Annotated in this window: 11 protein-coding genes; 2 read left to right on the top strand and 9 right to left on the bottom strand. The window is 40.1% G+C overall.

Translation table 11 applies throughout. The features are described from left to right. Positions 1-88: 88 nt before the first annotated feature. From B4H32_RS09510 to B4H32_RS09480, 7 genes are all read right to left on the bottom strand, one after another. Positions 89-1,900: an ABC transporter substrate-binding protein gene (locus tag B4H32_RS09510; protein ID WP_286802602.1), complete on the bottom strand. Its 1,812-nt coding sequence runs from the start codon at positions 1,898-1,900 to the stop codon at positions 89-91. Positions 1,901-1,911: 11 nt separating this feature from the next. Continuing rightward, on the bottom strand, positions 1,912-3,657 hold the full coding sequence (locus B4H32_RS09505) for an ABC transporter substrate-binding protein (protein ID WP_414630962.1): 1,746 nt from the start codon (positions 3,655-3,657) through the stop codon (positions 1,912-1,914). A gap of 233 nt (positions 3,658-3,890) precedes the next feature. Next, positions 3,891-4,532 carry a dethiobiotin synthase gene (gene bioD / locus B4H32_RS09500; RefSeq protein WP_004682886.1) on the bottom strand — a complete coding sequence of 214 codons (642 nt, stop codon included), beginning with the start codon at positions 4,530-4,532 and terminating at the stop codon, positions 3,891-3,893. Further along, entirely contained in the window at positions 4,529-5,281 is a 753-nt protein-coding gene (bioC, locus tag B4H32_RS09495; protein ID WP_004682887.1) for a malonyl-ACP O-methyltransferase BioC, read from the bottom strand. The genes bioD and bioC overlap by 4 nt, the downstream gene beginning before the upstream one ends. Beyond that, a complete protein-coding gene (locus B4H32_RS09490) occupies positions 5,278-6,432 on the bottom strand; it encodes an 8-amino-7-oxononanoate synthase (protein WP_004682888.1) in 1,155 nt (384 codons plus the stop codon). Before B4H32_RS09490 ends, bioC begins: the two co-directional genes overlap by 4 nt. Then, a complete protein-coding gene (gene bioA / locus B4H32_RS09485) occupies positions 6,419-7,714 on the bottom strand; it encodes an adenosylmethionine--8-amino-7-oxononanoate transaminase (RefSeq protein WP_004769686.1) in 1,296 nt (431 codons plus the stop codon). The genes B4H32_RS09490 and bioA overlap by 14 nt, the downstream gene beginning before the upstream one ends. A 312-nt stretch (positions 7,715-8,026) precedes the next feature. Beyond that, positions 8,027-8,755, bottom strand: a complete 729-nt coding sequence (locus B4H32_RS09480; RefSeq protein WP_004682891.1) for a hydrolase — start codon at positions 8,753-8,755, stop codon at positions 8,027-8,029. A 120-nt stretch (positions 8,756-8,875) separates the two neighbouring features. On the opposite strand from B4H32_RS09480, the gene B4H32_RS09475 reads away from it, so the two are divergent. Continuing rightward, on the top strand, positions 8,876-9,454 hold the full coding sequence (locus B4H32_RS09475; RefSeq protein WP_286802594.1) for a peroxiredoxin: 579 nt from the start codon (positions 8,876-8,878) through the stop codon (positions 9,452-9,454). Positions 9,455-9,507: 53 nt separating this feature from the next. Here the strand turns inward: B4H32_RS09475 and ftn are convergent, their stop codons facing one another. Further along, positions 9,508-9,972 carry a heteropolymeric bacterioferritin subunit Ftn gene (ftn, locus tag B4H32_RS09470; RefSeq protein ID WP_004663600.1) on the bottom strand — a complete coding sequence of 155 codons (465 nt, stop codon included), beginning with the start codon at positions 9,970-9,972 and terminating at the stop codon, positions 9,508-9,510. Positions 9,973-10,324: 352 nt separating this feature from the next. Between ftn and B4H32_RS09465 the strand changes: the two genes are divergently transcribed. Then, positions 10,325-11,380 carry an SDR family oxidoreductase gene (locus tag B4H32_RS09465; RefSeq protein WP_004682893.1) on the top strand — a complete coding sequence of 352 codons (1,056 nt, stop codon included), beginning with the start codon at positions 10,325-10,327 and terminating at the stop codon, positions 11,378-11,380. Positions 11,381-11,441: 61 nt separating this feature from the next. On the opposite strand, the gene B4H32_RS09460 is transcribed toward B4H32_RS09465, so the two are convergent. Next, positions 11,442-11,818: DUF6155 family protein (locus B4H32_RS09460; protein WP_286802589.1), on the bottom strand; the 377-nt coding region annotated here is incomplete at its 5' end.

The raw sequence follows: 11,818 nt of genomic DNA, 5'->3' as shown, positions 1-11,818 counted from the left end.
TTTTCATCCTTGAAAAGTAAGGCGAGCCGCAGGCTGATAGCAAAATTAGATATAAACTCGGCAAGACTCCATGATGCAGACACAAAAATTATTTCCTTTCCTCAATATCAATATACATCCATTCCGCAGGCAAAATCGGATGCTTTTTATAGCCAATCACACGGGGCTGAATCAGAACATTACGATAACGACTGGAAATCATTTGCACAGGCGAATAAAACTCTAAAAGCCGTGCCATCTTCCGATATAACTGATCTCGTTCAGGTCCATTAGACAGTTTAAGTGAATGCTCATACAAACGGTCATATTCAGGCAACTTAAAACAGGAATTATTGGTGGCATTGACATTTTTGCCATAAAACAACTGCATAAAATTATCGCCATCAGGATAATCCGCAATCCATGCAGAACCCTTAAACATGGTTTTACATTGCTTTTCTGCTTTTAAACCCTCAGCAAAGGGCACAGGTTTGGACACCATATTCACTTTAATACTGGCTAAATCTTTCTTTAGTAATTCAGCCATTTGCATACTTCGTGCGCTATTACTGGATGGCATAAACTCTATCAGCAAGGGTTTACCATTCGGTAAACTACGCCAGCCATCCGTGCCAATTTTATAATGATACCGATCCAGCAATAAATTGGCCGCTTTCACCGAATACGGCACACTGCCCTTATAATCGGGATCATGCCCTGCCACGCCGTAAGGAATCGGGAACTGTAAACGCTTGGCATCCCCTTTCATTAAAATCTGAATATCTTTTTCAGGTGAATGCGCCATTGCCATTGCACGGCGTAAGGCAATTTTTTCCTTACTCAATCCACCGACCATAGGGTTTTGCATATTCCAGTATAAATAATCAATCGAGGGATCAGAAATTCGGGAAAGCTGAATACCCTTTTGCTCAAATTCAGGTTTTAACTTACTATCTTTGAGTGCCTGAGCAGGCAAATCTCCTGTTAAGGTCAATAAATCCAGTCCATCTTTCTGAAACGACAACCACCCCGACTGTGCTTCCTCAATCACCTGAATATCCACCACACCAATCTGTGGCATTTTCTTGCCTTGCATTTGCTGGACAATTTTCTGATCGTCTGGATTGCTGGCCTTAAAATCCCAGACAAAGCCACGATAGTCAGGATTGGCTTTTAAAATAATCCGTGAAGCAGGTGTCCAGCGGGACAATAAATAAGGCCCTGTGCCAATCGGATGCCCCATGACAAAACCAGCCTTGTCCCGATAATGTTCAATCACTTCACGGGCGACTGCCCCTGTTGGCTGATGTGCCAGCAACATCGGAAAATTATGATTTGGTTCAGTCAGGCGAATCACCAGCGTATAACGATCAGGCGTTTGCAAGCCTGCAATCGACTGATCATAATTGAATTTTCCCGTTTTATTGGCCTGCTGGATGGCACTGTCCATTCCTACGATGCGTCCCTCAAATAACCAGCTACTCGGTGAATGCAGTTGCGGATCAAGCAACCGCTTAAAGGAATAAGCATAATCTGCTGCGGTGAGCTCTCGTGGCTTCCCCTTAAACACAGGGTCTGGAGAAAAATAAATCCCTTTTTTAAGACGGATGGTATAGGTCAAGCCATCGGCACTGACTTCTGGCAAGGCAGCCGCAGCATTAGGAACCAGCTTGGCGGGTGAAGCCAGATAATCATAGGTATATAAGGTATCGAAAATGGAATATAGTACATGCGCTGAATACAAATCCTGAACTGCGGCAGGATCAAAACCTGTTTCCGCCACAGGAAAGGCATAGCGCAGCACCTTGTTTGGATTGGCTGGACTTTTTGCCATTGTGCCATTGCTTATGCCAATCGAGATTGTGCCAAGCAAGACCGCCATCCCATACTGCTGCAATGAAATTTTAAAATTCTGCTTCATACGTGTTCACATTATTTCTTTTGTGTTGGAACAATATCCAGATATTGCCAATTGGTACTCATAATCGGATGTGCCTTAAAGCCCTGAATTTCAGGCTGAATGACCCAGTTACGGTTACGGGTATCCTGTAGCACCCACGGATTGTCCGCTTCAATTTGTCGGCTCATTTTTTCATAAAACGGCATACGTTGATCAGGCGGTAATTTCATTGCATTTTTATACAGCGCATCATAGGCTACGGATTGATAACAGGATAAATTGCCTCGACCAACATTCGCCCCATAAAGCAGTTGAGCAAAATTTTCTCCCTCTGGATAATCGGCGTGCCACGCACCGCCCCACATCATATATTTACATTGAAAAGCAGCCTTGAGGTTGTCAGCAAAATTACTGACCTTAAAATCTGCCCGAATCCCAATCGCATCCAGCCCCTTTTTCCACAGTTCTGAATAAATCACAGCAGATGAACTACTTTCGGTATTAATTTTAAGGATTAAAGGCTTGCCATTTGGGAACGTGCGATAACCATCTGCCGCCTTTTTATAGCCAAAATGATCCAGCAACTTATTTGCCAAGACAGGGTTATAACCAATGCTACTGCGATAATTCGGGTTATGACCATTGACGCCAGCAGGCACCAGCATTTCGGCCTTAACCGCCTGTCCCTTACGCAGAATACGAATATATTCATTCATATTCAATGACATGGCAATCGCTCGTCTTAACGCAATTTTATCCAGACTGCTGCCACCGACCACAGGATCACGCATGTTAAACATGGTGTAGGTGACTTCTGCTTCCTTATTGGCATATAGGCGAATGCCCTTTTTCTGCATCTCCGCATTCAGTTGATTGTTTTGGTCTAAAGCTTTGGCAATGGCATTGGCCGTTAAGCTATCAAAATCAAGTTGTTTGGACTGAAATGCCAGCCAGCGTGACTGTTCCTCTTCAATAATACTGACCGTCACTTTGCCAATTTGTGGCATTTGCTTACCACTCATTTGCTTGACCAGTTGATTATCCCAAGCCGTGCCTGTGGATTTAAAATTCCAGGTAAAACCACGATAATCAGGATTGGCGACCAACTCGATTTTACTGCGAGGCACATATTTACCCAGCATATATGGCCCTGTGCCGACAGGGTGCATTCCGATACGATCCTTGTAGTATTCAACTACTTCCCGAGCCGTTGCGCCAAAGGTGCTATAGGCAAGAATATAGGGAAAATTATAATCAGGCTGGGTCAGGGTAAATTGAATGGTGTATTTGTCGGGGGCTTTTACTCCCTCAATCGGTGCATCATAATCAAATTTTCCTGTCTTGTTGGCTTGCTCAACCAGCGCATTTGCACCAAGCAATTTATTGTCAATAAAGGAAAAAGATGGCGCATGATTCTTTGGATCAAGAATACGTTTTACCGCATAGACATAATCCTCAGCGACCAGTTCCCGTCGCTTGCCTTTAAATGCAGGATCATCGGTAAAGTAGATGCCTGGCTTGATTTTAAAGGTGTAGACCTGTCCATTTTTTTTGATCACTGGCAAGCTCTGAGCTGTTGCAGGCACTAGCTTGACTGGATTTGCCAAGTAATCATATTGAAGCAATCTTTCAAAAATTACATCAGCAATATTACCACTATAAAAATTGGAGGTTTTCACCATATCAAAACCATCATCAGGTGCAGGAAACGCCACCCGCAGCACCTTGTCAGCTTGGGCAGGAGTCTTTGCATGGCTGACTGGCATCCCTGTAATCATGACCGCAATTAAGGCGACCTTTAAAAATTGAGGCTTCAATGTAATGCTCATATCCTGATTTTTAATCCATATCCAGCTTTTCGCCAGTATTCAGGTGTATTGATGAATTTGCTTTTATGGACTCCATCATTCTATATTTTTGCAAAAGAATCAATGAATTAATATTTTCAACATTTGATTAAAATATGATATTGTTTTATAATAAGTTTTTATTTCATTAATCATTGTCAGAATTAAAACTTTTCCAATTCAATCCATTCTGCTTCAGGAAAATGCTTTGCCAAATAAGCTTTTAAATAATCTGCGGTATCTTTCGAAATAAGCGGATCTTTCGACTCATCCTTTAAGTTATATACCAAAGCATGCAAACTCAAACCACGATGTTTTAAAGCCTCCAGACTCAATAAAGTATGATTAATACTACCCAAACGTCCAGAAGTGACCAGAATCACAGGAAATTGATGTTCAGCAATATAATCAATAGTCAACAACTCTGTGGTTAAAGGCACCATCAAACCGCCCGCACCCTCTAACAATACTACATCAAAACGCTGAGCAAGCTCTTTAGTTGCAGCTTCGATCTTGGCAAAATCTAACTCACGCCCATCCAAACGTGTAGCTAAATGTGGCGAGGCAGGATAGCTAAAAATTTCAGGCATGGTCAATTTTTCATGATCTTCCTGAAACCAGCCACTGCCCATAATTTCACGATGCTTTTCAATATCTTCTGAACTATCTACATTCCCAGTTTGTACCAACTTCTGGGTGATAACACGCTGCCCTTGTTCAGTCCAAAGTTTGGCGAGATAACCAGTGGCATAAGTTTTCCCAATTTCTGTATCAATACCGCTGACAAAATAAATTGCTGCACTCATGCTATTCTCCGTGCAATCACATAAATCGGATGATAAGTCAGACGGAAACCTTGCTCATCATGAAACTGTTGATAATCTGAATAAAACTGCTGTAACGATTGCTTGGTCCAGCGATGCGATTTTGCTGTTGCAGTCACCCCCGTCGCTTTTAAATGCTGCAATACAGATTTTGGATGATCAAAATATAGATGTTTTTGCTCTTCTTCTATAAACACAATCTCAAAGCCACTTTCTTCAAGTTTCTGTTTCAGTACTTCACTGGAATAATAATTTAAGCCTTGCCCAGTCAGCTTTTTGATTTCAATTAAATTATTTTCACCAAATGTAGAGAAACCCAAATAGCCTTTCGGTTTTAAAGCATCATGAATTCGGTGCAATAACTTAGGTAGATCAGTCATCCACTGTAATGCTGAACTAGAAATCACTGCATCTAAGGACTGTGGTAAAGTCAGCTGTTCAATATCTCCGATCAACCAAGCTATATTTTGAATCGTTGAAAAATGCTGTTCAACATCAGCATATAAATCATTTAAGAATAGCTGTTCAAACTGAAAATGAGTCTGAAATAAATGCGTTAGATTGCCTGAACCACAGCCAATCTCAAGCACAGAGGCTAAGTTCTGCGGACAATACACTTTAAGATATTCAAATAACTGTGCACTAATCTGTTTCTGTACCACAGCATGTTCGACATAGCTTTGCCCTGCTTTGGCAAAACGTTGGGCAACCAGTGCTTTATCGATGCTCACAAACACTCCACTAGTTGTTGCAGTTCATTTTTTTGCACCAAAGCGGTGAGCGAGATACGAAGACGTGAGCTATTTTGTGGCACCGTTGGTGGGCGTACTGGCATGGCATAAAAGCCTTGTTGTTGTACATAGCGTGCTTTTTCAATGGCCGCTTGGCTTTCACCCAAGATAATTGGAATGATATGACTGCTGGATGGACTCGAAAAACCTTTTGCAATCACCGCTTGCTGTAAATATTGACTGATCTCAGCCAAGTGCTGACGCTGTTGCTGCATGTTCAGCACTTTATTAAAAATAAAATCTGACCATGCCATCGAGATTGGAGGCAAAGCAGTACTAAAAATCAGTGGGCGCATTTTATTGATTAGATAATCACGCATGATTGAATCACAAATGATATAGCCGCCCACAGAAGCAATTGCCTTACCAAAGGTTCCAACCAAGAAATCAATCTGATCCAATACGCCATATTGTTCAGCACAGCCCAGACCTTGCCCCCCCCTGACACCGATCGCATGTGCTTCATCAACATACAACATGGTTTTAGCAAATCGCTGTTTTAACTGTGCCAATGCTGCTAGATCAGTCTCATCACCATCCATACTAAAGATACTTTCAGTCACCACAATAATGCGTTCAATTTGCTCATCTTGATGATACTTTTGCAATAATTGTTCCAGATGCTGCAAATCATTATGACGATAACGCACATATTGAGCATTCGATAATCGAATGCCATCAATCATACTAGCATGCACCAGTTTATCGGCAAGAATAATAGTTTTGCTATCCGCTAATGCAGGCAAAATACCGATATTCATGTGATAGCCACTATTGAAAAGCAATGCAGCACGACCGAAAGTCTTGCTTAGGCTATTTTCAAATTGTTCATATTCTGCAAAATTACCCGTGAGCAAGCGTGACGAAGATGAACTAAAGAGCGCCCGTTCAATTTTCAGCGTATCGAGAAATTCTTCTCTTAAACTTAAATCAGCGGCCAAGCCTAAATAATCATTGGATGCTAGGTTCAACATGGTTCGATCTTGGATGGTAATCCATTTTCCCTGCTGTTGATTTGCAGTAAATTGACGAAAATTACCTTGCTGTTTAAGCTGGTCAAGCTGCTCGGCATAATGATCAAGCAAGGACATTGCTATGCGCTCCTTGCATATTTTTTACCACTTCACTCATCTGTGCTAATAAATAATGGAGTTCCTCATCTGTGATCACATACGGCGGCATCACATAGACCAATTTTCCAAATGGTCGCACCCAAATACCCCGTTCAACGAACTGTTGCTGCAAGGTTTTCATATCAACACTAGAGGTTAATTCAACCACTCCAATCGCACCTAATACACGTACATCTGCAACATGATCAAGTTCTACTAAATCACTTAATTGCTCAACAAGGATCTTTTCAATACGTTGAATATTGCTCTGCCAATCTTGCTCAACCAATAATTGGGTACTTCTTAAAGCAACAGCACAAGCCAATGGATTCGCCATAAAGGTTGGGCCATGCATAAATACGCCTGCTTCGCCACGACTAATGGTTTCAGCCACTTGTTTAGTCGTTAATGTTGCAGACAAAGTCATATAACCACCTGTTAAGCCTTTACCAATACACATGATGTCTGGCTCAACTTGCGCATGTTCCCAAGCAAACATTTTACCTGTACGTCCAAAACCTGTCGCAATCTCATCAAAGATCAGCAATAAATTGTATTGCTTACATAAAGCTTTGGCCTGACGTAAATATTCAGGATGATAAAAACGCATCCCACCTGCACCCTGAACAATTGGCTCGATAATCAATGCGGCAATACTCTGATGATGCTGTTCGATCTGCTGTTTGAGCTCTTGAATATCTTGTGGATCCCATTCACCATCGAAGCGACTTTGTGGCGCGGGTACAAAGATTCGATTCGGTAAACTGCTACCAAAAATCTGATGCATCCCTGTGACTGGATCACACACAGACATCGCATTCCAAGTATCACCATGATAGCCAGAACGTGTAGTAATAAAATTGGTTTTCTCAGGTTGATTCAATGCAGCCCAATACTGCACTGCCATTTTTAAAGCCACTTCAACTGAAACCGAACCTGAGTCAGCATAGAAAATTTTATCTAAACTCGGCGGCGTAATTTTTAATAATAATTTGCCCAATCCAATTGCAGGTTCATGGGTTAGACCACCGAACATGATATGCGCCATGCTCTGCAATTGATCTGTAACCGCTTGGTTCAGTTCAGGATGGTTATAGCCATGAATCGCACACCACCATGACGACATGCCATCAACCAAAGTTCGACCATCTTCTAATTCAATTGTTGCACCGTAAGCACGTTTGACTTTAAAGCTTGGTAGTGGATTTAACATTGAAGTATAGGGATGCCATATATGTTCTAAATCAAATGGGTCTGTCATCCTTTACCTCTGTAAATTCAATATTTAACGATGTGCTCTACAGTGTCATTCCGAGTACTCACCCAATTTCAGGATAAGCCTTCAGCTGTACTTACTTTTCAAAGATGAAAAGTAAGCAAAAATCTTTTGTTAGGCTGATGGCACATCCTTGATGCCACAGCCTAACGGCGACATCCATGTCGCCTCCACGATAGCGAATATTAAAAGTAAATTTCAATAATGATTAGAACGTTCAATAAATCTCAACAGCTTTTTATCTTAAACTTGTCAAAATCTAAAATAAATTGCGATAACTTTCATTCCACCGCAAGATTAAACAATCGGCTGAATAAAATCTTCAATTATTTGCACAGTCTGCTCAACCATAAAACATGGAAAACCATGTGATGCTTGATCAAAAGAAATTATAGACAGGTTCTTTGTAGCTAAATTCTGGATATTTCGCATAATCTGGTAAGGAATTAATGCATCACTCTCTGCGAACACATGCAACTGTCTACCTTGATAATTTTTATACATCTCAACCAGATTTAATTGCTCTAGCAACTTTAAACCTTGTCTAAGCAATGCAATCGGTTGTGGACGAATCAATCTCTGCATAGCCACGAAGTCTTTTTTTGCCGAACTTGTACCTTGACAGACCAATAAGCCAAAACGTTTTAAGGTGGTAATCGCATCCTGTTCAAATGACTGTTTAAATGCAAAGAAAGTTTCAATTGGCATCGCGGTGGTCCAATCTGCTTGAGCCACAAAACATGGATTCGACGCTAAAGTGATTAAAGCTTTCTGCTCATTGTATTGTTGTTGGATTTGATTAACCAGTAAGGTTGCCAGTTGTCCGCCAAGCGACCACCCAACAATCACATCAAAATTACGTGCAAACTCAACTTGTTGTCCTAACACTTCATTATCCAAAGCATTAAAAATATTAATTCGCTCAACGCTATGTCCGTTTTGTTCTAAAGCCTCATGTAAAGGTTTTAATAATTCGGCACCACCGCCCCATCCAGTAATGAGTAGAATCTTTTTAGACAAATGCATCCCTTTACACTGATCAACTACTTTGTATAAAACATCGCATAGATTGGTTATTTTTTCTAGCTGACACGATTCAATTTGCTAAAATATGCGCTATTATTCCAACGATACTTTGAGATCACAATGATGAATACGATAACGTCCAAAGTTCTTATTTTATGCAGTTCTCTTGTTTTGCTCAGTACACCAAGCCTAACCACAGCACAAAGCACATTATTCTCCAAACAAGATACCGCTCAAAAGCAATGGGTGGGACAATCCGCGCCTGATTTCAAGTTGCAAGACCAGAAAGGTCAATGGCATACCCTCAGCCAATATAAAGGCAAATGGATTGTGCTATATTTCTACCCAAAAGATAACACCGCTGGATGTACTCAAGAAGCGAATCAATTTAAATCACTTTATCCTCAATTTTTAAAGTCGAATGCAGTCGTTTTGGGTGTGAGCTTAGATGATGTTGCATCACATCAGAAATTTTCACAAAAGCTCGGTTTACCTTTCCCAATTTTGGCAGATGAAAAAGGCGAACTTGCTGGAAAATTTGGCATTGTTAGAAACTTCGGGATTACAAAAATTGCTAAACGTGAGAGTTTCTTGATTAATCCTCAAGGTGCAATTATGTATCACTACACGAGTGTGAATACGCAAACGCATGCGGATCAAGTATTAAAAGATTTAAAAGAAGCTCAAACTAAAAAATAATTGATAAATAAAAAACTCAGCATCTGCTGAGTTTTTTTATTCATTCGTAAATCTTAAATTTGCGATTGAATATAATTTTGCAAACCAATTAATTCAATTAAACGCAATTGTTTTTCTAACCAATACGTATGATCTTCTTCTGTGTCGGAAAGCTGCTGACGCAACATATCACGACTGATGTAATCACCTTTATCTTCACAAAGCTTAATGCCTGTCGCTAATTTCTCACGCACATGATATTCAAGTGCTAAATCAGCTTTTAAACAACTTACGACATCTGTACCCACATTGATGTCTTCACGATTCATATTAGGTTGAGCACCCAAAAATAAAACACGGCGAATGATTGAATCGGCATGTGAAGCTTCTTCTTGCATTTCATGATCAATACGCTCGTAAATCTTGCTCAAGCCCCAATCTTCATACATTCTTGAATGAATTAAATATTGATCACGAGCAGCCAATTCACCGCCAATGAGCATATTTAAATAGTCGATGACTTCTGGATTGCCACGCATAATACTTACTCCTATCGAATGACAACATTATGGTCAATTTACACAATAATTGCAAAACCAAAAGTATGTAAGTTTATGATTTTTATAAAATTAAAATGCGAAACATACGCATTTACAGTTTTAATTCGCCCAATTTATCTAATTAAAATAAGCCTTTGCACATTGGGCATAGCTTCACAACTCAATGAATTTAATCAAAATCCTTTATTTAGTTTTTTGTAACGGTTAGCAATGCTTCTTATTCCACTGCAATTTTGATCAAAAAACATTAAAAAATGACTGCTCGGCTGTTGTTTGTTTACACAAAATTCGGTAAATAACATCAATCACAAAAACATAATGCGGAAATAAAATGGATAAAAGTAAACCAATCTTGGTCACGGGTGCTACGGGTTATATTGCGGGCTGGATTATTGAACGACTGTTGAATCAGGGTTACAACGTACATGCTACGGTTCGAGATCCATCTAAGAAAAATAAAATTCAGCACCTGTATGATCTAGCAGATAAATCATCAGGACAAATTCAGTTTTTTAAAGCCGATTTACTTGAATCTGGTTCTTTTGATGAAGCCATGCAAGGCTGTGAAATCGTGATCCATACCGCCTCGCCTTTTGTTGTGACCAACTATAAGGATGCAGTAAAAGATATCATTGAGCCTGCGGTAAAAGGAACAGAAAATGTACTGGACAGTGTCAATCGCACTGAATCAGTCAAACGTGTGGTGCTGACCTCAAGTATTGCCTCAACTTATGGCGATGCGGTGGAGATTCAAAATACCGCGAATAATGAGTTTGATGAAAGCCACTGGAACAATACCAGCAGTGAAACCCATCAACCATACCCCTACTCGAAAGTTGCCGCAGAACGTAAAGCCTGGGAAATGGCAGAGCAACAAAATCGCTGGAGTCTTGTCTGTATCAACCCTGCACTGGTGATGGGACCATCACTCACTGATGCAAGTCAGTCTGGCAGTATTGAAGTACTACAACAGTTTGGCAATGGTACCACTCTGTTTGGTGTACCACCAATGTGGAACGGCATTGTTGATGTTCGTGACGTTGCCGATGCACATGTTGCTGCGGCACTCAATCCTAAAGCACAAGGTCGCTATATCATTTGTGGTGGCACATTAAGCCTACTAGAAATGGGCCAAGCATTAACGAAAAAGTTTGGCTACAGATATCCTTTCCCACATTTTACTGTGCCTAAGACAGCATTTTCTTTAGTTGCACCCATATTTGGGCATTCCCGTCAATTTGTAAAACTGAATATGGGTTATCCAATCTACTTTAATTCACAACGTAGTGTGAATGAGCTAGGTATTCAATATCACGATATTCGTGAAAGTGTATGTGAACATTTCCAGCAATTGCTTGATGATGGGATTGTGAAAAAATATATTTAACAATAAAAAGCCTATTCAACCACATCGGTTTGAATAGGCTTTTTTCTTATACTTTCAAGTATTAATCATCAAAATAATCACTATAAATTTCACATAGTCCATCATGAAACCCCCAGCCAATATTATCTGTATCGTGACAAATTTTTGCTGCTCTTTGTTGAAATTGACTTTCTACATTGAGCTGCTTCATCCATTTCATTGCCTGAGCAAACATTGACTCCATGCTATTATAAAATGGCTCATTGATATCACCATACATGTTGGTAAATTTTACTCCAATTTCAACATAATAGATTGCAAGATCAACTAGATGTATATTTAATCCATTGAGTTTTTTAAAGTCCATAACCGCTTTTCGTGCGACAGATAACCTTGCATCGCCAAATCCATGTTTGGGCAAAAATTCATCCTGAATTATTTTTTTATATTTAGAGAGTA

It is taken from the genome of Acinetobacter sp. UBA2063 (assembly GCF_002333245.1).
In the GTDB taxonomy this organism is placed as follows: domain Bacteria; phylum Pseudomonadota; class Gammaproteobacteria; order Pseudomonadales; family Moraxellaceae; genus Acinetobacter; species Acinetobacter parvus.
Note: the sequence above shows the minus strand (reverse complement) of the source record. Positions and strands in the feature narration are given on the sequence as shown.

Coding starts and splice junctions, on each gene's coding strand:
- B4H32_RS09510 (WP_286802602.1), bottom strand. CDS start 1,900: ATGAAGCAGAATTTTAAAATTTCATTGCAGCAGTATGGGATGGCGGTC.
- B4H32_RS09505 (WP_414630962.1), bottom strand. CDS start 3,657: ATGATTACAGGGATGCCAGTCAGCCATGCAAAGACTCCTGCCCAAGCT.
- bioD (WP_004682886.1), bottom strand. CDS start 4,532: ATGAGTGCAGCAATTTATTTTGTCAGCGGTATTGATACAGAAATTGGG.
- B4H32_RS09490 (WP_004682888.1), bottom strand. CDS start 6,432: ATGTCCTTGCTTGATCATTATGCCGAGCAGCTTGACCAGCTTAAACAG.
- bioA (WP_004769686.1), bottom strand. CDS start 7,714: ATGACAGACCCATTTGATTTAGAACATATATGGCATCCCTATACTTCA.
- B4H32_RS09480 (WP_004682891.1), bottom strand. CDS start 8,755: ATGCATTTGTCTAAAAAGATTCTACTCATTACTGGATGGGGCGGTGGT.
- B4H32_RS09475 (WP_286802594.1), top strand. CDS start 8,876: ATGATGAATACGATAACGTCCAAAGTTCTTATTTTATGCAGTTCTCTT.
- ftn (WP_004663600.1), bottom strand. CDS start 9,972: ATGCGTGGCAATCCAGAAGTCATCGACTATTTAAATATGCTCATTGGC.
- B4H32_RS09465 (WP_004682893.1), top strand. CDS start 10,325: ATGGATAAAAGTAAACCAATCTTGGTCACGGGTGCTACGGGTTATATT.